15 protein-coding genes, 1 tRNA gene and 1 pseudogene are annotated in these 17,308 nt (G+C 65.8%); 10 read left to right on the top strand and 7 right to left on the bottom strand.

Annotated elements, in window-relative coordinates; genetic code table 11:
- Positions 1 to 57 precede the first annotated feature (57 nt).
- A complete protein-coding gene (locus L5G28_RS13585) occupies positions 58 to 963 on the top strand; it encodes an acyl-CoA thioesterase (RefSeq protein WP_237002003.1) in 906 nt (301 codons plus the stop codon).
- On the top strand, positions 960 to 1,436 hold the full coding sequence (locus L5G28_RS13580) for a hypothetical protein (RefSeq protein ID WP_237002002.1): 477 nt from the start codon (positions 960 to 962) through the stop codon (positions 1,434 to 1,436). The genes L5G28_RS13585 and L5G28_RS13580 overlap by 4 nt, the downstream gene beginning before the upstream one ends.
- Positions 1,437 to 1,482: 46 nt before the next feature.
- On the opposite strand, the gene L5G28_RS13575 is transcribed toward L5G28_RS13580, so the two are convergent.
- The 3 genes from L5G28_RS13575 to L5G28_RS13565 are packed head-to-tail and all read right to left on the bottom strand — an operon-like array spanning position 1,483 to position 5,334.
- Entirely contained in the window at positions 1,483 to 2,541 is a 1,059-nt protein-coding gene (locus L5G28_RS13575) for an IS630 family transposase (protein WP_237002001.1), read from the bottom strand.
- A 34-nt stretch (positions 2,542 to 2,575) separates the two neighbouring features.
- Positions 2,576 to 3,310 carry a copper homeostasis protein CutC gene (locus L5G28_RS13570; RefSeq protein WP_237002000.1) on the bottom strand — a complete coding sequence of 245 codons (735 nt, stop codon included), beginning with the start codon at positions 3,308 to 3,310 and terminating at the stop codon, positions 2,576 to 2,578.
- Positions 3,307 to 5,334 (bottom strand): CocE/NonD family hydrolase, encoded by a 2,028-nt coding sequence (locus tag L5G28_RS13565; protein WP_237001999.1) that lies wholly within the window; start codon positions 5,332 to 5,334, stop codon positions 3,307 to 3,309. Before L5G28_RS13565 ends, L5G28_RS13570 begins: the two co-directional genes overlap by 4 nt.
- 239 nt (positions 5,335 to 5,573) lie before the next feature.
- Here L5G28_RS13565 and L5G28_RS13560 point away from each other — a divergent pair.
- The 4 genes from L5G28_RS13560 to L5G28_RS13545 all read left to right on the top strand — a co-directional run bounded on the left by L5G28_RS13560 (position 5,574) and on the right by L5G28_RS13545 (position 10,153).
- Positions 5,574 to 5,658 (top strand) — tRNA-Leu (locus L5G28_RS13560).
- 49 nt (positions 5,659 to 5,707) lie between these two features.
- A complete protein-coding gene (locus tag L5G28_RS13555; RefSeq protein ID WP_237001998.1) occupies positions 5,708 to 6,304 on the top strand; it encodes an ANTAR domain-containing response regulator in 597 nt (198 codons plus the stop codon).
- 82 nt (positions 6,305 to 6,386) lie between these two features.
- A complete protein-coding gene (gene polA / locus L5G28_RS13550; RefSeq protein WP_237002248.1) occupies positions 6,387 to 9,080 on the top strand; it encodes a DNA polymerase I in 2,694 nt (897 codons plus the stop codon).
- Between the two features lie 23 nt (positions 9,081 to 9,103).
- Entirely contained in the window at positions 9,104 to 10,153 is a 1,050-nt protein-coding gene (locus L5G28_RS13545; protein WP_308191979.1) for an isocitrate/isopropylmalate dehydrogenase family protein, read from the top strand.
- Between the two features lie 68 nt (positions 10,154 to 10,221).
- Here the strand turns inward: L5G28_RS13545 and L5G28_RS13540 are convergent, their stop codons facing one another.
- Positions 10,222 to 11,115, bottom strand: coding sequence for a type IV toxin-antitoxin system AbiEi family antitoxin domain-containing protein (locus L5G28_RS13540; protein ID WP_237001996.1), 894 nt, complete (start codon positions 11,113 to 11,115; stop codon positions 10,222 to 10,224).
- 130 nt (positions 11,116 to 11,245) lie between these two features.
- On the opposite strand from L5G28_RS13540, the gene L5G28_RS13535 reads away from it, so the two are divergent.
- Genes L5G28_RS13535 through L5G28_RS13525 form a run of 3 tightly spaced genes read left to right on the top strand, consistent with a single transcriptional unit; the run spans position 11,246 to position 13,838 of the window.
- A complete protein-coding gene (locus tag L5G28_RS13535) occupies positions 11,246 to 12,133 on the top strand; it encodes an ABC transporter substrate-binding protein (RefSeq protein WP_237001995.1) in 888 nt (295 codons plus the stop codon).
- Between the two features lie 5 nt (positions 12,134 to 12,138).
- Positions 12,139 to 13,068: an amino acid ABC transporter permease gene (locus L5G28_RS13530; protein ID WP_237001994.1), complete on the top strand. Its 930-nt coding sequence runs from the start codon at positions 12,139 to 12,141 to the stop codon at positions 13,066 to 13,068.
- A 17-nt stretch (positions 13,069 to 13,085) separates the two neighbouring features.
- Entirely contained in the window at positions 13,086 to 13,838 is a 753-nt protein-coding gene (locus L5G28_RS13525; RefSeq protein WP_237002247.1) for an amino acid ABC transporter ATP-binding protein, read from the top strand.
- Between the two features lie 17 nt (positions 13,839 to 13,855).
- Here the strand turns inward: L5G28_RS13525 and L5G28_RS13520 are convergent.
- From L5G28_RS13520 to L5G28_RS13510, 3 genes and pseudogenes are all read right to left on the bottom strand, one after another.
- Positions 13,856 to 14,212 (bottom strand): annotated as a pseudogene (locus L5G28_RS13520) (DUF1990 domain-containing protein); the annotation flags it as partial.
- 27 nt (positions 14,213 to 14,239) lie between these two features.
- A complete protein-coding gene (locus L5G28_RS13515) occupies positions 14,240 to 15,064 on the bottom strand; it encodes a class I SAM-dependent methyltransferase (protein WP_237001992.1) in 825 nt (274 codons plus the stop codon).
- Positions 15,054 to 15,578 carry a 2'-5' RNA ligase family protein gene (locus L5G28_RS13510; protein WP_237001991.1) on the bottom strand — a complete coding sequence of 175 codons (525 nt, stop codon included), beginning with the start codon at positions 15,576 to 15,578 and terminating at the stop codon, positions 15,054 to 15,056. The genes L5G28_RS13515 and L5G28_RS13510 overlap by 11 nt, the downstream gene beginning before the upstream one ends.
- A gap of 216 nt (positions 15,579 to 15,794) precedes the next feature.
- Here L5G28_RS13510 and rpsA point away from each other — a divergent pair, with 216 nt between their 5' ends.
- Positions 15,795 to 17,282 (top strand): 30S ribosomal protein S1, encoded by a 1,488-nt coding sequence (gene rpsA, locus L5G28_RS13505; protein WP_236998437.1) that lies wholly within the window; start codon positions 15,795 to 15,797, stop codon positions 17,280 to 17,282.
- Positions 17,283 to 17,308: the final 26 nt, after the last annotated feature.

The raw sequence follows: 17,308 nt of genomic DNA, 5'->3' as shown, positions 1-17,308 counted from the left end.
GACAGCGCCGCTGGCGACTACGACCGCCGGGTCGGGTGTCGCATAGGGTGGAGCCCTATGAGCACCGAGACCGCTGGAGACTCCGTGGCCGCCGAAGCGTCGGCCGACCTGCAAACCCTGTTGAAGCTGCTCGATGTGGAGCGCGTCGACGACGACGTGTTCATCGGGCAGCATCCCGAGCAGGTCGGCCCGCGGACCTTCGGCGGTCAGCTGCTCGGGCAGGGCATCGTCGCGGCAGGTCGCACGCTGACGAAGGGCGCCCCACCCGTCCACGCGGTGAACGCGCACTTCGTTCGCGGCGGTGATGTCACCAAGCCGCTCGAATACCGGGTCGACCGATTCCGCGACGGCAAGCCGTTCGCGAACCGGCAGGTCACCGCGTTCCAGGACGACGAGGTGATCTTCACGATGCTCGTCGCCTTCCAGAACAATGCGGCAGGCCTCGAACACGCCGTCGCCATCCCCGAGGTCGCGTACCCGGAGGATCTGCCGCCGATCAGCGATCACTTCGAAGGGTATGAGGAGACCGTCGAAGCGTTCGTGAAGGCACTCCATCCGATCGACGTGCGGTTCGTCAACGCGCCCGCATGGAAGTTGAAGGGGACAGGCGAGCATCTGAACCACAATCGGGCGTGGATGAAGACCGACGGCCCGATGCCCGACGACCCGCTGCTGCACGTCGCGGCACTCGCGTACTCGTCCGATACGACGGTCCTCGACTCGATCATCACCACACACGGCCTGTCGTGGGGATTCGACCGGTTGTTCGCGGCGACCGTCAACCACTCGATGTGGTTCCACCGCGAGTTCCGTTTCGACGAGTGGCTGCTGTACGCGACAGAGTCGCCGGTCGCCGCAGGCTCGCGCGGTATCGGATCCGGAAGTCTCTTCACCCGCGACGGCGTGCTCGCCGCGTCCGTCGTACAGGAGGCGTTGATCAAGTACTTCCCGCCGCGCTCGTGACCGCTCACACGTCGGACGTCCGGTTCCACCTTCCTCCGGGGCCGCCACTGACACCGAAGCGTTGGCAGCGTCGGTACAAGTGGCCGATCCGGATCGCCAGCATCGTCGTCGTCCTCGCCGCGATCATCGCGGGAACCATCGCAGTGATCGAAGGCTTTCACGAGCGGTCCACGATCACCGCGACCGGAGCGGTCACCGTCGACTGCGGCACTCGAGCCGTCGCCGGCTCGATCCCGGTGGCCTTCGGCGACGCTGTGACGATCTACGATGCGACCGGTCGCGAGGTCGGCCCCGACGAGCCGCTCGCCGTCACCCGTCTCTCACGACTCGAAGGGTTGGCAGGTGGGACGTGTCTCGCCGAGTTCGAAGTCCGCGACCTCCCGGTGGTGGACGCTTATGTGGTGCGGATCGGTGAGCGCTACCGCCAAGTGGTGACCCCGGCCGCCCTGTCGAACGGCTACCTGTTCGCCTAGTGCCTAGTGCCTAGTGCCTAGTGCCTAGTGCTAGTGTCACGTGTCGTTAATTAGTTTTCGGTTGGGCTCTATTTAGGATCTCGTCGGCAGTCTTCGTCCACACGAACGGGTGCTTCCGTTCGTTCCACCCATTGATGAATTCTCGGATCCTCGCGTTCAGGTCCTTGACTGAAGTGAACACACCTCGCCGGATCGCTTGTCGATCGATGATGCCGAACCACACCTCGACGAGGTTGAGCCAGGATCCGGAGGTCGGAGTGACGTGCACGTGCATGTTCGGGTGCTCGGTCAGCCAGTGGCGGACCTCGGCCTTCTTATGGGTGGCGTAGTTGTCCATGACCAGATGCAACTCCTGGTCGCCGTAGGCACGGTCGATCTGCCGCAGGAACGACAAGAACTCCTGGTGGCGGTGACGCGACTGGACCGCGGCGGTCACCTGGCCGGTCGCGATATCCAGCGCGGCGAACAGTGTGGTCGTTCCGTGGCGCTTGTAGTCATGCGTTCGACGTTCGATCTGCCCGGGCTGCATCGGGAGCATCGGCGCGGTCCGGTCGAGTGCTTGGATCTGCGACTTCTCGTCGATGCACAGCACGATCGCGTTCGTCGGCGGTTCCAGGTACAAGCCCACGACGTCGGTCACCTTGGCGACCAACTCCGGGTCGGTGGAGAACTTGAACGTTCCCGATCGCCACGGCTGCACACCGTACTCGCGCCACGCCCGCGCGATCGTCGCGTTCCCCACCCCGAGATGTCCGGCCAGCAGCCGCGAGGACCAGTGGGTCACCCCGTACTTCTTCGGTGGCGGCGCCAACGTTGCCGACACGATGTCGGAGTGATCGATATGCCGCGGCCGACCGGACCGATCCTCGTCGAGCAAGCCGGCCATCCCGTCGTACAAGTACCGTTCACGCCACTTACGCACCGTCGGGACCGACACACCGACGACCCCGCTGATATGCGAGTTCGCCACACCCTTGGCAGCCAACGTCACGATCCGAGCTCGTTGCGCCAGACCCGCCGACGTTGACGTCGACCGCAACAATCGATCGATCTCGGCAGCATCGCCTTCGCGTAGTTCCAGAGCCGGGGCCGGAGAATTCGCCATAACTCATCCTCTCAACCCTCAAACCAGAAACCAATTAACGACACGCGACACTAGGGTCGAGTGCCCGCCGCGCCGCTGCGACGACGTCGGGGTCGGTCGCCTCCAGGCCGCCGGACACACCGCCGCCCGGTCCCGACCTGCCCGGATCGGCGACGAGCGTCCGCGCCGACAGGTGCACGGCGTCGACACCGATCGCTACGAGTTCGGGCACGGTGTCCGGCCGGACACCGCCGCCCGCCATGATCTGCACACCGCTGTCGGCCTCGACGAGCGCGGCCAGCACGTCGAGGCCGTCACCGGCCGTCGGCGCACCTCCAGACGTCAGCACCCGATCGACACCGAGTTCGGCGAGTACCTGCAGGGCGACCAGCGGGTCGGCGGCGGCGTCGAGGGCTCGGTGGAACGTGACGTCGACAGCACCTGCGCCCCGCGCTGCGGCGATCAGGGCGGCCGTCGCGTCACGGTCGACGGCGGCGTCCTCGTTCAGGGCGCCGATCACCACGCCGGACGCCCCCGCGCCTACGAGATGAGCGATGTCGGCCGCCATCGTCGTGACCTCCGCCCGCGTGTAGACGAATCCGCCTGGACGCCCCCTGATCAGCACATGGACGCCCACCCCGGTTGCGGTGGTCGCCTCCAGCGTGCCGAGGGTCGGAGTCAGTCCTCCCGTCGCACCGAGCGCGGCGCACAGCTCGACACGATCCGCTCCGCCGGCGAGCGCGATCGCCGCGCCCGCCGCGTCCTGGACCGCGATCTCCAGAGCCGTCACCGCAGCGGATGCGACAGCGGGACGTTGACCCAACTCGGATGCGCCGGATCGATCTCGATGTACTGCGGACGCAATTGCGACGACCACAGCTCCGGCCCGAGCGGAACCGACTTCGGGAAGTTGAAGGCGTAGACGTCGATGCGGAGGCGGTCGCCCGGCCGCAGCTTCGCCTGAGTCGCCGTCATCGGGATGTCGACGTCCAGGACCTGCCCCGGTTTCACCTTCCGGTAGTCGGAGAGCGACAGCTTCGGGATCGCATCGGTCAGGTCACCGTTCGGGCCGTACGAACTCCGTTCGGTGTCCATCGCCCGCAGCGACACCATCAGCTGCCCCATCGACACGGTCGTCGACCGGCCGTCCGGCGAGACGACGTTGACCGTCGCATGCCAGTAGCCGTCCGTCGCGGTGAGACGTTGCCGCAGATGGACGACCGGGGTGCCGCTGACGCTCGTCGAGACCTTCGCCGGTGCGGACGTGAACGTCTGCGCCGCGATCTCCGAGACCCGGGAGTCCTTACCGCAGAAGTCGAACACCGCGGTGATGCCGACCGCGGCCTGGGCCGAGTCGCGACTGCACAGCGTCGACAGGCCGGGTTTCACCTGACGGGTGGCGCGGGCCGCGGGCTTGGTCGCCGACAGCGACCCGTCGCCGGCGACCGGTGTTCGGGTGGTGCCCGACGAACGGCCCGACAAGTACTGCCGCTGGTATCGGTGCCCCGGGAGCGGGTAGGTCTGGCCCTGCACGAACCAGCCGTTCGGCTCGGACGCGAGAGTCGCGGGGGAGTAGCGGTCGACGCCGTTGTCGATCCCCTTGAGCCACTTGTCGTACCAGGCTCGAGCGAGCACGTCGATGCGCGGCGGGTAGCCCTTCTCACCGAAGTTCGAGCTGGACGTGATGTGGTATCCGTCGTCCATGATCAGTTTCTTCTGGCTGCTCGGCAACTGCGACAGTCCCGTCAGCAGACGTGACTCGCTGTTGGTGAACAGATCGTTCCAGCCGCCGATCGCGAAGGTCGGCGTCGTCACCTTCGACACGTCGGTGAACAGTGATCTCCGACGGTTCGAGTCTGCCGTCACGAGCTGTCGGGTAGTGCCGTGCAGCGACGTCGGCGACTGCGTCGTCAACGCTTCGATCAGCACGTCGAAGTAGGTGAGCGGATCTTTGACCCGGTCGGCGAGCCAGCGCCAGTCGAAGGTTCCGTTGAGCATGGACGCGACGTTCGGAATCATTTTCGAGACGTTCACCAGGGTCAACCAGGGTGCGAGGAATCCGAATCCGACGCCGCCGCCCGGGGCGATGACGTCTTGGATGAGGTCGGCTCCCGGGACCACGGGGAAGATCGCGTCGAGTGCGCCCGGCTTGTCAGCGGCGGCCTGCAACTGGTTGATGGCTGAGTAGGAGACGCCGGACATTCCGACCTTTCCGTTGCCCCAGCTCTGCTTCTTCGCCCAGTCGACGACCTCGACGGTGTCCTTGCGTTCGCGGTCGCCGAACACCTGCCAGGTGCCTTGTGAGAAGCCGGTCCCGCGGACGTCGACGACGACGATGTTGTACCCGCTCTTCACCAGCTGGGGGTCGTACGCGAACGTGTTGACCAGGCCGCCGCGCAGCGCGCCGACCAACTCGTTGTAGCCGGACAGGAACGTTCCCCGGGCGTTGATTCCGTTGAGCAGATCGATGAGCTGGGGGACCAGGACCGGGTAGTTCATGACCTCGGACGCCAGCGCGGACACCATCTTGGTGTACGGGGTCATCGTCACGATCGTCGGCAGCTTGGTGTCGACCACCTTGCCGGAGCGGTCCGTCGGACGGATCACGTTGGAGCGCAACACTGTTCCGTCACTCATGCGGATCGGCACATCGGGTTTCACGGTGTAGCCCGCATACTTCTGCGGTCCGTCGTGCGTGCGCGTCCACTTCGCGCCGAGCGCGCCGTAGACGTCGGCGCTCGCGTCGGACGACGCGATGGGCACGAACCCGGCCCCGGCGACGAGAGTCGTCGCCGCGACCGCTGCGATGGACATGTGCCGGATCCTCCGGCGCAATCGAGTGATCACCCGTTCACAAACCTTCCCCGAGGGGCCAGATCTGGTGCGAGCGATGCGCTGTCGACACCTTTTTGTGACCTGACTCTCAAGTAACCATAAGGGTTCGGTAAGCCACTGTCGAGGGGGATCTCAGCCGTCAGTCGACGCTTCGGGTGACCCGAGTTGTGTTCGCGTGGAACGGCCCTAGTAGACTTTCACCTCGCACTGATCCACCAGCCCCGGTGGCGAAATAGGCAGACGCGCCGCACTCAAAATGCGGTCTCGAAAGGGGTGCCGGTTCGAGTCCGGCCCGGGGCACCAGCAACCGCGACAGGCCACCGCACAGACGAGGACGAGAGCGACGGACGCGATGACAGACGAGACACCGAGCGGCCGACAGGCGAGCCGGGTCGTCGTCGCCGAAGACGATTCGCTCATTCGACTCGACCTGATCGAGATGCTGCGCGAAGAGGGTTATGAGGTCGTCGGTGAAGCGCCGAACGGTCAGATCGCCGTCGACCTCACCGAAGAGCTGTTGCCGGATCTCGTGATCATGGACGTCAAAATGCCCGTGCGTGACGGCATCGACGCGGCGAGTGAGATCGCCGCGAAGCGACTGGCCCCCGTCGTGATGCTGACCGCGTTCAGTCAGCGCGAGTTCGTCGAGCGCGCTCGCGACGCCGGAGCGATGGCATACCTGGTCAAGCCGTTCACCCAGGCCGATCTCGTGCCCGCGATCGAAGTCGCGCTGAGCCGGTACCGCGAACTCAAACTGCTCGAGAACGAAGTCGCCGACATGTCGGAGCGTTTCGAGACACGCAAGCTCATCGAACAGGCCAAAGGGCTGCTCATGGCCAAGCAGGAACTCACCGAACCGGATGCGTTCCGGTGGATTCAGCGCAACGCCATGGACCGTCGCGTCACCATGAAGGCCGTCGCACAGGTCGTAGTCGAGACCCTCGGCTGACGGGCCGCCCGGACTGTCGGGGCCACGCCTTAGACTCACTCCTGTGAGTGCAGCGAAGAAGACCGAGACCCGACCGACCCTCATGCTGCTCGACGGGCATTCGTTGGCCTATCGGGCCCACTTCGCCCTTCCGCCAGAGAACTTCACGACCAACACTGGCCAGCACACCAACGCGGTCTACGGATTCACGTCGATGCTCATCAATCTGCTGCGCGACGAGGAGCCCACCCACATCGCCGCCGCGTTCGACGTGTCCCGTAAGACGTTCCGTGCGGAGATGTTCCCGGAGTACAAGGCGCAGCGCAGCAAGTCGCCCGATGAGTTCCGCGGCCAGGTCGACATCACCAAGGATGTGCTCGACGCTATGGGCATTCCGGTGATGGCCGTCGAAGGATACGAGGCCGACGACATCATCGCGACTCTGGCTACACAGGCCGACGCGGCGGGCTACCGCGTGCTCGTGGTGACCGGCGACCGCGACTCGCTGCAACTGGTCAACGAGAACATCACCGTGCTGTACCCGAAGACCGGTGTCTCGGTTCTCACCCGCTTCACGCCGGAGGAGGTCGAGAAGAAGTACGGGCTGACGCCGCAGCAGTATCCGGACTTCGCGGCGCTTCGCGGCGACAAGAGCGACAACCTGCCGGGCATCCCCGGTGTCGGAGACAAGACGGCGACCAAGTGGATCGTCGAATACGGTTCGCTCGAGCAGCTGTTCCACCACGCCGACGAGATCCGCGGCAAGACGGGCGACTCGCTGCGCGCGAACCTCGCGTCCGTGCAGATGAATCGGACGCTCACCGAGATGATCCGGGACATGGATCTTCCTGCCGGACCGGACGACCTGAAGCTGCACGCGTGGGATCGGGACCGGATCCACGCATTGTTCGACGACCTCGAGTTCAAGGTGCTGCGGGACCGACTGTTCTCTACGTTGACCTCGACCGAGCCCGAGGCCGAGGAGGGCATGGAAGTGCGCGGCGCACGGCTGGGCGCCGACGAGGTCGCGGCGTGGCTCGATGCGCACGCCCGCACCGGACGTTCGGGCATCGCGGTGGACGCGCGGCGGATCGTGGTCGGTTCGGACGTCGACGGTTTGGCTATCGCTTCGGCAGACGGCGAGGGCGCGTTCATCGACCCGGTGGCGATGTCGGCGGCCGACGACGCCGCGCTCGCCGCGTGGCTCGCCGACCCGACGGTCGTCAAGGCGGTGCACGAGGTGAAGTGGGCAGTGCACGCGCTGCGCGGTCGCGGGTGGAGCATCGCGGGAGTCACCTCCGACACGTCGCTCGCCGCATACCTGGTGCGCCCCGGGCAGCGGACTTTCAACCTCGACGACCTCGCGCTGCGATACCTGCGGCGTGAGCTCAAGGCCGATGACGGCGTGGATGACGGCGGCCAGCTGTCGCTTCTCGACGACGACGCCGATTCGGCGCGAGCCGCGGAGTCGTTGATGCTTTCGGCGCGTGCCGTCGCCGAACTCGCCGACGCACTGGATGTCGAACTGGAGCGAATCGATTCGACGGCGCTGCTCACCGAGATGGAGTTGCCGCTCGCATTCGTGCTCGCCGACCTCGAACAGCTCGGCATCGGCGTCGACATCGACCACTTCGCCGGACTGGAGTCCGAGTTCGCGCAGCGGGTGCGCGACGCCGCCGAGTCTGCGTACGAAGTGATCGGCGAGCAGGTCAATCTGGGTTCGCCGAAGCAGCTGCAAGCGATCCTCTTCGACAAGCTCGACATGCCGAAGACCAAGAAGACCAAGACCGGGTACACCACGGACGCCGACGCGCTCGCCGGGCTGTACGAGAAGACCGAGCATCCGTTCTTGAAGTTCCTGCTCGAGCATCGGGACGCGACGCGACTGAAGGTGACCGTCGACGGCCTGCTGAAGTCGGTCGCCGACGACGGCCGCATCCACACGACGTTCAATCAGACAGTTGCGGCGACGGGTCGATTGTCGTCGACGGACCCGAACCTGCAGAACATCCCGGTACGGACCGAGGCAGGCCGCCAGATCCGTGGTGGTTTCGTCGTGGCAGCGGGAGCGCCGGCGCCGGGAGCGCAGGGTTCCGAGTTCGAATGTTTGATGACCGCCGACTACTCGCAGATCGAGATGCGGATCATGGCGCACCTGTCGGAGGACGCCGGTCTGATCGAGGCGTTCCGGTCAGGGGAGGATTTGCACAACTTCGTCGGCTCGCGCGCCTTCGGGGTTCCCGTCGACCAGGTCGACGCGCAGATGCGGTCGCGCGTCAAGGCGATGTCGTACGGGCTCGCGTACGGCTTGAGCGCGTACGGCCTCGCCGCACAGTTGGGGATCGGCCGCGAAGAAGCCAAACAGCAGATGGAACAGTATTTCACTCGTTTCGGTGGGGTGCGCGACTACTTGCAGGACATCGTCGTGCAGGCCCGGCGTAACGAGTACACGGCAACACTGTTCGGGCGCAGGCGCTATCTGCCGGACCTGAACTCCGACAACTTTCAGCGTCGACAGTCGGCCGAGCGGATGGCGCTCAACGCGCCGATCCAGGGGACCGCCGCCGACATCATCAAGGTCGCGATGATCAACGTGCAGCGACGGCTGACCGATGAGGGGCACCGCTCACGCATGCTGTTGCAGGTGCACGACGAACTGGTCTTCGACGTCGCGACCGGAGAGCGCGACGCAATCGAGGCACTCGTGCGCGAGGAGATGTCCGGTGCGATCGAACTGTCTGTTCCACTCGAGGTCTCGGTCGGTGTCGGGCGGACGTGGGATGCTGCCGCGCACTGATGAGTGATTCGGAGGAAGGTCGCATGAGACTCGCAGTGCTCGACGGCGACGGTATCGGTCCCGAGGTCGTGCCCGCGGCCGTGTCGGTCGCCGAACGCGCGCTCGACAAGCAGGGGATCGGGGTTCAGGTCACCCGGCTCCCGTTCGGTGCCGCGGCCATCGAATCGCATGGCGTCCCGATCCCGGGGAGCACGCTCGACGCGCTCGCCGAGTTCGATCTGTGGCTTGTGGGTCCACACGACAGTGCGGCTTATCCAGCGGAGCTGCGACATCCGGCGCCGGGGGCGGTGATGCGCAAGCAGTTCGATCTGTTCAGCAACCTGCGGCCGGCGACGGCGGTGTCCGGGGTGCCCGCGACGACTCCTGACATCGACGTCCTGATCGTCCGTGAGAACAGTGAAGGGCTGTACGCCGACCGCAACATGGCTGTCGGGAGCGGTGAGTTCATGCCGACGCCCGATGTCGCGCTGTCCGTCGGGTTGATCACGCGGACGGCGACCGAACGGATCGCCGTCGAAGCCTTCGAAGCGGCGCGGCGACGTCGTGGGCACGTGACAGTCGTGCACAAGGCCAACGTGCTGCGGATGACGACGGGCTTGTTCCGCGATGTCTGCCTGCAGGTGGCGCAACGCTACCCGGACGTCCGCGTCGACACCGAGCACGTCGACGCGATGGCCGCGCTGCTCGTCCGCCGCCCGGCGGATTTCGACGTGATCGTCACCGAGAACCTGTTCGGTGACATCCTCTCGGATCTGGCTGCCGAGCTCTCCGGGTCGCTGGGGCTGGCCGCGTCGTTGAATTCGTCGGCCGATCGCGCGATGGCGCAAGCAGTCCACGGTGCGGCGCCGGACATCGCGGGCCGCGGCCTCGCGAATCCGGTCGCGACGATCGCCTCGGCTGCGATGCTCCTGCGGTGGCATGGAGAGCGATCAGCCGACGATGCGACGCTGCGCGCCGCCGATGCGATCGACGGGGCCGTGTCCCACGTACTCGCCGACGGTGTGCTGACCGCTGACCTGGGTGGTTCCGCGAGTACCGCGGAGTTCACGACAGCGGTCATCGAAGCCTTGTGAGCTTGGGCTCGAAGATTCTGGTGTCTTATCGTTCGTGGTGAACGATAGAACCCCGAAATATTGCGGCGTCACCAGTCCGAGGCGATAGATCGTCGGTTGATCGTGTCGATGACCTCCTGGATGCACCGGGCGGGGTCGTCGCTGAGCATGTGCCAGTTGTACTGGAGTTCGCTCCATCGGTTTCGTTCGAGATAGTTGGCTTTGGCCAGGTCGTTGCCGTGTCGACGAGTGTCTCGGTGAAAAGCCCAACCGGAGATCTCGACTCCGAGCCTGAGTTCGGGCCACGCGAAGTCGAGTCGCCACCCGCCGATCGGATGCTGCTGCGTCCAACCGGTCACGCCCCAGCTCTGCAAGAGCCGGACGAACAGTCGTTCCGCGTCGGATTCACTGTCGGACGCCGCGACGTTCACGAGTCGGCGGGCCGCGACCATGCCCTGTAGGCCGGCGTTTTCGTCGACCGCGCGCCGCAGTCCGTCAAGATCGACTGCGCGGGTCTGGAGCATCCGATCGAGGAATTGGGCGCCCGTCGGCAGCTCGACTGCTGTCATCAGCGCGGTCAACGGCCGACATGTGACTGGGAGGTCGAGCACGTCGGTGACCGATTCGGCGCGGTACTGCCGCCGGGTAGCGCGCACGTCGACCGGCCAACCGGGCGTCGCTCGCCGGTGCAGCGCCGACAACGTGATGCCGACCGGGAGTTCGCGGAGCATCCCGTGCCACCATGCCGCGGTCGCCCGATCGGCGACGCCCCGATACGTGAGGACCGCGGCACGGACCATTGCCGCTTCGGTGTACGGGTGGGCGGCCGACCGGTAGACGCCTCGACTCAGAACGAGCCATTCACCACGCTTGAGCCGCCCCCGGATGTCACCGTCGCTGAGGCCGCACGCGTGCGCCTGCGCAGCATTGATGACGCCGTCGTGTGTCGCCAGTTGAGCCGCGACTGCTCCGAAGTCCCCCACATACCGTTAGACGCGTCGGCAGGCCCGCCGGTTCCGTTAAGGGACCCGCGAGCGTGTCGCCGTCGAGGATTCCGCCATACTCGTTTCTCGGACCAAGTAGGTTTCGTGCAGACCGACGAGAGGATCGACGATGCCGGGGCGTATGCGGCTGTTCGCCGCAGTGACAGCGTGCGCGGCTCTGCTGCTGTCGGGCTGCGTGGTCGACGAGTCGGCGTTCGACACCAAGCCGATCGAGATCCACGTCGACGAGCAACCGCAGATCGCGTCCCTCGTCCCGCCGGACATCCGCGCAGGCGGTGTGTTGAAGGTCGGTACGAACCCGCCGTACCAGCCGAATGAGTTCAAGGACCGGAACGGCGACATCATCGGTTACGACGTCGATCTCGTCGACGCGATCGGGGACGTGCTCGGCCTGAAGGTGTCGTACACGCAGTCCGACTTCGACAAGATCATCCCGTCGGTCCAGTCGGGGAGCTACCACATGGGGATGTCGTCGTTCACCGACTCGCTGGAGAGGGAGAAGCAGGTCGACTTCGTCACCTACTACTCGGCAGGCATCCAATGGGCCGCGAAACCCGGACGCGACATCGACCCGGACCACGCGTGCGGGTTGCGCGTCGCCGTCCAGGTGTCGACGACCGAGGACACCGACGAGGTGCCTGCGAAGAGCGAAGCCTGTGTGGCGCGGGGCGAGGAACCGATCGTCAAGGTCTCCTTCGACACCCAAGACCAGGCGGTCAACGCCGCGCTGCTTGGCCAGGTCGACGCGTTCTCCGCTGACTCCCCGGTCACCGCGTACGCGGTGAAGAAGACCGAAGGTCAGCTCGAGCAGATCGGACCCACCTACGATTCGGCGCCTTACGGGTTCCCGATCCGGAAGGGCTCCGCGCTCAGCGAGGCGGTCCGCCGGGCGGTGCAGTATCTGATGGACAACGGACAGTATCGAAAGATCTCTGAACATTGGGGTGTGCAGGCGGGAATGGTCCAGACATCGCAGATCAACGGGGCACAGGAGTAGCTCGGATGGCGGAGAATCAGACATCGGACGCGCCGGCGCCGATCAAAGCGGTGCCGCTCAAGCATCCCGGGCAGTGGGTGGCGGGCGTGATCATCGTCGTGCTCGCGGCGCTGTTCGTATATGGGGCGGCGACGAACGACGACTACAAGTGGGGCACGTACGGCGACTATCTGTTCGAGGAGCGCATCCTGTCGGGTGTCGGTTACACGCTGGCGCTCACCGTGTTGTCTATGTTCTTCGGCGTGATCTTGGGCGTCATCGTCGCGGTCATGCGCATGTCGCCCAATGCAGTGTTCCGGTGGACGTCGTGGGTGTACCTGTGGATCTTCCGCGGCACCCCCGTGTACGTGCAGTTGGTGCTGTGGGGTCTTGTCGGGTCGATCTATCAGACGATCGACATCGGAGTGCCGTGGGGGCCGACGTTCGTCGAACTCGACATCCAGGAGTTCAGCCTCAAGAACGTCTTCATCATCGCGGTGATCGGGCTGGCGTTGAACGAGGCCGCCTACATGGCTGAGATCGTCCGAGCCGGCATCTCGTCGGTGGGCGAAGGGCAGATGGAGGCGTCGACCGCGTTGGGGATGTCGTGGTGGCAGACGATGCGCCGCACCGTGCTGCCGCAGGCGATGCGGGTGATCATTCCGCCGACCGGCAACGAGGTCATCTCGATGTTGAAGACGACGAGCCTCGTCTCCGCGGTGCCGTTCACGTTGGACGTGTTCGGCCGCCAACGGGACATCTCGGGAGTCAACTTCCAGCCGATTCCGATGCTGCTCGTCGCGTCGACCTGGTACCTCGTAGTGACGAGCGTCCTGATGGTCGGTCAGCACTACCTGGAGAAGCACTATTCGAAGGGCTCGTCGCGCGAACTGTCGGGCAGGCAGCTGGCGGCGCTCGCCGCGGCCAACGAACCGATCGTCGAGGAGGGCAAGTGAGCGCCGACGCGACCCCGATGGTCTCGGCCGACCGCGTCTACAAGAACTTCGGTGCGCTTGAGGTCCTCAAAGGAGTGTCCCTGGAGGTCCAGCGTGGCGAAGTGGCATGCCTGATCGGCCCCTCGGGCTCTGGCAAGTCGACGTTCCTGCGGTGCGTCAATCACTTGGAGAAGGTGAACGCGGGACGGCTCCTCGTCGACGGCGACCTGATCGGTTACCGGGAGAAGGCAGGCAGACTCTACGAGCTCAGCCCGCGGGAAGCCGGACGCCAACGCCGCGACATCGGGATGGTGTTCCAGCATTTCAACCTGTTCCCGCACCGGACGGTAGTCGACAACATCATCGAGGCGCCGGTGCTGGTCGCGGGGGAGTCCAAGGAGTCGGCGACCGACCACGCGATGGAACTGCTCGATCAGGTCGGCCTGCGTGCCAAAGCCGAGGCCTACCCGGCGCAGCTGTCCGGCGGTCAACAGCAGCGGGTGGCGATCGCCCGAGCGCTCGCGATGAAGCCGAAGTTGATGCTGTTCGACGAGCCGACGTCCGCGCTCGACCCCGAACTGGTCGGTGACGTTCTCGAGGTGATGCGCGGCCTCGCTGCGGACGGTATGACGATGGTGGTCGTCACCCACGAGATGGGCTTCGCTCGCGAGGTCGCCGATCAATTGGTCTTCATGGACGGCGGCGTCGTCGTCGAGAAGGGCGATCCGAGGAGAATCCTGACCGATCCGCAGCACGAACGCACCCAGAGCTTCCTCTCGAAGCTGCTGTGACCGCAAACTCCGGCAACTCAGTCTGCGCGGGGTGATTCGAGGGACCGTACGTAGCGATCGGTGATGGTGTGCTGCACGAACGAGGCGAACGGTGCGCCCACTCGTGTCAGCAGGGTGGCGGGTCGCGACACCCCGGTCAGTTCGAAGCGGACGAGACCGTCGTCCGTCGAGATGCGGAACGACTCCTCACCTGCCTCCGGGTGCCCGGGCAGTGTCACATACGTGAAGCCGGCACGCTCCGGTTCATCGACGACGTCCACGATCCGGACGGGGCCGCCGATCCGCAGTGGCCCGACGCCGATGGAGACGACCGCGACGCCACCCAGATGCACGATCGGGGAATCGGCTTCGACGCGGACACCGGAACGCAGTTGGACCTGCCAGGTCGTCGGGCATCGCGGTCACTCCGGCTTGTGCGTCACGAACACGGCGGTGCCGGGGAAGTGGGAGCCGCGCAACGGCGACCACTGCCCCCATTCCTGGTCGAGGTCGTCCGGCCACTCGGGTTCGACGACGTCGTCGAGAACGAGCCCCGCACCGACGATCTCGCGGATCCGGTCACCCATCGTTCGATGGTGTTCGGCGTAGGTGATGACGCCATCGTCGTCCGCCTCGGAATACGGGGTGCGGTCGAAGTACGACATGCGGACGACGAGGCCTTCGGGTCCCGGATCATCGAGGAACATCCAGCGCATCGGGTGATTCGTCGCGAACACCCAGCGTCCGCCGGGCCGCAGCACGCGCGCCACCTCGCGCATGGCGCGCGCCGAGTCGGCGACGAACGGTATGGCGCCGAACGACGAGCACGCGATGTCGAACGACGAGTCGGCGAACGGGAGTTGTTCGGCTCCGGCCTGCACAAGTGGGACGCGGCGCTCGTCGAGGCGCATCGCGTCGACGGCGTGCGCGAGCATCCCCGCGGACACGTCTAGGCCCACGACACGCGCGCCGCGGGCGGCTAGCCACCGTGCGCACGGTGCCGAGCCGCACCCGATCTCGAGAACGTCGCGTCCGGCGACGTCGCCGAGCAGACGCACATCCGATTCGCGTAGACGTTCCGGACCCCAGACGAACTCGCCGCCGGGCGTGGTCGAGCCGATGAACGTGCCGTGTTCGACGTGGTACGCGTCGGCCTCGGCGTCCCACCACGAACGGTTGGCGCGCTCGCTGGCGGGGGAGTCGACGTCGCCGAGGACGCGCGGCGGGCGCGGAGAATCAGCAGGCACGGCCGGCCACCACCGTCTCGGTCCGCGTATCGCCGTTCCAACGCCGTATCGCGGTGACGCGTGCGACGACCGGCTCGTCGACCACCGCGGCGGCCTCGGCGACCCGTTCGGCGGGCACCCGCCGCGCGAGGGTGACGTGCGGCGTCCATGAACCCGGGACACAGTGCGGGTCGAGACCGGTCACCGCGTCGCCGCACAACCGGTGAACCCTCGCGTGCACCGCCAGTAGTTCGGTGGACGGCACGACCGACGCCGCGACAGTGAAACCCGCCTGTGCAGAGAAGAGCAGCGGAGGCCCGACGACGACAGTGAACGGCAACCGTTGCGCGACCATGGTGATCGACGCGTCGACCCCGGAAATCGACGTGCCGGCCAACAGGGTGCAGTGCGGTCGGACGGTCGACGCGTCGATCGCGCACGGTGTCCGAAGGCCGATCGTGCCCAGGGCGCCCCACACGTCGCGGACCCGTGAGTCCGCGGCATCGTCGAGAAGCAGTTCGATGGAATGAGCCACGCGTACGATCATCCCATCCCCGACGGCGCCGAGCGGTTCGCACATGTGGAGTCGAGGAGCGTGAGAGCCCCATTTGTGCAGGCCAGCGGCGGGTAGTAGGCTAGGAACCGCGCATGTCCGTCATGCGCGCGCACAATTCTCGGATTTCGGGTCTGGCCTGCACGGACAGTCTCGGAAGCCGTACCTACTACCTACCTGTCCGGAGCAACTCACCATATGTCGTCCCCCACGATCACCTCGCCGCAAGTAGCCGTCAATGACATCGGCTCGGCTGAGGACTTTCTCGCCGCCATCGACTCCACGATCAAGTACTTCAACGATGGCGACATCGTCGAGGGCACCATCGTCAAGGTCGATCGCGACGAGGTTCTGCTTGACATCGGTTACAAGACCGAAGGCGTCATCCCCTCGCGCGAGCTGTCGATCAAGCACGACGTCGACCCGAGCGAAGTCGTCACCGTCGGTGACGAGGTCGAAGCACTTGTCCTCACCAAGGAGGACAAGGAAGGCCGTCTGATCCTGTCGAAGAAGCGCGCACAGTACGAGCGCGCCTGGGGCACGATCGAGGAGCTCAAGGAGAAGGACGAGGCCGTCAAGGGCACCGTCATCGAGGTCGTCAAGGGCGGCCTGATCCTGGACATCGGCCTCCGCGGCTTCCTGCCCGCTTCGCTCGTCGAGATGCGTCGCGTCCGCGATCTCCAGCCGTACATCGGCAAGGAGGTCGAGGCCAAGATCATCGAGCTCGACAAGAACCGCAACAATGTGGTCCTGTCGCGTCGCGCATGGCTCGAGCAGACCCAGTCCGAGGTCCGCAGCGAGTTCCTCAATCAGCTGCAGAAGGGCCAGGTCCGCAAGGGCGTCGTCTCGTCGATCGTCAACTTCGGCGCCTTCGTCGATCTCGGCGGCGTCGACGGTCTGGTCCACGTCTCCGAGCTGTCGTGGAAGCACATCGACCACCCGTCCGAGGTCGTCACCGTGGGCGACGAGGTCACCGTCGAGGTCCTCGACGTCGACATGGACCGCGAGCGCGTCTCGCTGTCGCTCAAGGCGACGCAGGAAGACCCGTGGCGTCAGTTCGCCCGCACCCACGCGATCGGCCAGATCGTTCCGGGCAAGGTCACCAAGCTGGTGCCGTTCGGTGCGTTCGTCCGCGTCGAAGAGGGCATCGAGGGTCTGGTCCACATCTCCGAGCTGGCCGAGCGCCACGTCGAGGTTCCGGACCAGGTCGTCTCCGTCGGCGACGACGCGATGGTCAAGGTCATCGACATCGACCTGGATCGTCGTCGTATCTCGCTGTCGCTGAAGCAGGCCAACGAGGATTACGCGGAAGAGTTCGACCCGTCGAAGTACGGCATGGCCGACAGCTACGACGAGCAGGGCAACTACATCTTCCCGGAGGGCTTCGACGCCGAGACCAACGAATGGCTCGAAGGCTTCGACAAGCAGCGTGAAGAGTGGGAGGCCCGGTACGCCGAGGCCGAGCGTCGTCACAAGATGCACACGGCTCAGATGGAGAAGTTCGCCGCGGCTGCCGCCGAGGCGGAGAACGCTCCGACCGATTACTCGTCGTCGTCGGCCAGCGCAGGCGCCAGTGCCAGCGAGGCATCGTCGTCGTCCTCGGCCAGCGCTCCGTCGACCGGTGGGTCGCTCGCCAGCGACGAGCAGCTCGCCGCGCTTCGCGAGAAGCTGTCGGGCAACGCCTGATCTGTCGTCGCCTAGCGACATCACAC

This window comes from Gordonia liuliyuniae (assembly GCF_021739025.1).
In the GTDB taxonomy this organism is placed as follows: Bacteria; Actinomycetota; Actinomycetes; order Mycobacteriales; family Mycobacteriaceae; genus Gordonia; species Gordonia liuliyuniae.
This window is presented reverse-complemented; position numbering and strand designations above follow the sequence as displayed.

Coding starts and splice junctions, on each gene's coding strand:
- polA (WP_237002248.1), top strand. CDS start 6,387: ATGCTGCTCGACGGGCATTCGTTGGCCTATCGGGCCCACTTCGCCCTT.
- L5G28_RS13545 (WP_308191979.1), top strand. CDS start 9,104: ATGAGACTCGCAGTGCTCGACGGCGACGGTATCGGTCCCGAGGTCGTG.
- L5G28_RS13535 (WP_237001995.1), top strand. CDS start 11,246: ATGCCGGGGCGTATGCGGCTGTTCGCCGCAGTGACAGCGTGCGCGGCT.
- L5G28_RS13525 (WP_237002247.1), top strand. CDS start 13,086: ATGGTCTCGGCCGACCGCGTCTACAAGAACTTCGGTGCGCTTGAGGTC.
- L5G28_RS13555 (WP_237001998.1), top strand. CDS start 5,708: ATGACAGACGAGACACCGAGCGGCCGACAGGCGAGCCGGGTCGTCGTC.
- L5G28_RS13530 (WP_237001994.1), top strand. CDS start 12,139: ATGGCGGAGAATCAGACATCGGACGCGCCGGCGCCGATCAAAGCGGTG.
- L5G28_RS13565 (WP_237001999.1), bottom strand. CDS start 5,334: ATGTCCATCGCAGCGGTCGCGGCGACGACTCTCGTCGCCGGGGCCGGG.
- L5G28_RS13575 (WP_237002001.1), bottom strand. CDS start 2,541: ATGGCGAATTCTCCGGCCCCGGCTCTGGAACTACGCGAAGGCGATGCT.
- rpsA (WP_236998437.1), top strand. CDS start 15,795: ATGTCGTCCCCCACGATCACCTCGCCGCAAGTAGCCGTCAATGACATC.
- L5G28_RS13585 (WP_237002003.1), top strand. CDS start 58: ATGAGCACCGAGACCGCTGGAGACTCCGTGGCCGCCGAAGCGTCGGCC.